This window comes from Massilia sp. TWP1-3-3, from assembly GCF_049897805.1.
Taxonomy (GTDB): Bacteria; Pseudomonadota; Gammaproteobacteria; order Burkholderiales; family Burkholderiaceae_D; genus Telluria_A.
In genome coordinates this window covers 1-777 of record NZ_JAFCWX010000128.1, presented here as the reverse complement: position 1 = coordinate 777, position 777 = coordinate 1, and the positions used below count along the sequence as shown (strand labels likewise).

Genomic DNA, 777 nt, shown 5'->3' with positions numbered 1-777 from the left:
ATAATATGGCACCGAAACCGTATATATGGACCGCGAAAGCGACCGACATTCTTGCCAAAGTCACGCGCGCTCGTGCCAAACTTAATAAGCTTCAATCTGTTTGACGCACTACACTAGCAGCAAAAGAAAACCACTATTGATGTTTGCTATTGCCCCACCGTTATGTAATTTGTATTCAACTGCAACCTCGTCCAACGATTGAAATTTCGCAAACCACGAATCTGCAGCTTTCAAATCCCTCGCTACACGCTCCAGACTCGCACTTAGCTTAATTTCGTTTTCAGCTGGATAGCTCTCTGCACCATGACTAATTCCTTGCCGGTCAAGCCGGGCACCAAGGATCAATCCAAATGAACGAGTAGACGGATCGTTCTGCCAAAGGTCGTCGAGCTTTGGGACGCTTAGTCCAGCATTTACCCAAAAATCACCGCCGCCCCAACCGGATTGTTGCAAAAAGAATCCTTCGATCCATCCGTCACGAAGACGGCCAAACGCGGCCCCTTTAATTTGGTGATAGCCCAATGGTTCTACCAGAGGTTTCAACAAACGCGAAGCCACTTTTGAGAAGTTTCCATAGTCACGATCAACAGCCATATGAATCCTTACCGTGTTAGAGATCGCAAAATGGTCGTAGGACATGGACGTCTGCGATAACATTCGGCGTTCTCAAAGACCAAGTGCAACACCTTCTGCTGTAAGGTGCCGCCATGGCAAAAATCTACAAACATCTGACTACTCAAGAGCGCGCCGTCGTCATGACCATGCGCGCCGACCAAT

At 48.1% G+C, this 777-nt stretch carries 1 protein-coding gene; it reads right to left on the bottom strand.

Annotated features, from left to right (window positions below; genetic code table 11):
- Window positions 1–108: 108 nt before the first annotated feature.
- The gene (locus ACP7D4_RS28160) at window positions 109–594 is read right to left on the bottom strand and encodes a hypothetical protein (RefSeq protein ID WP_426212739.1); all 486 of its coding nucleotides are present in this window, start codon (window positions 592–594) and stop codon (window positions 109–111) included.
- Between the last annotated feature and the right edge of the window lie 183 nt (window positions 595–777).

Excerpts from the sequence above, each read along its gene's own strand:
- ACP7D4_RS28160 (WP_426212739.1), bottom strand. The coding sequence starts at position 594 with ATGGCTGTTGATCGTGACTATGGAAACTTCTCAAAAGTGGCTTCGCGT.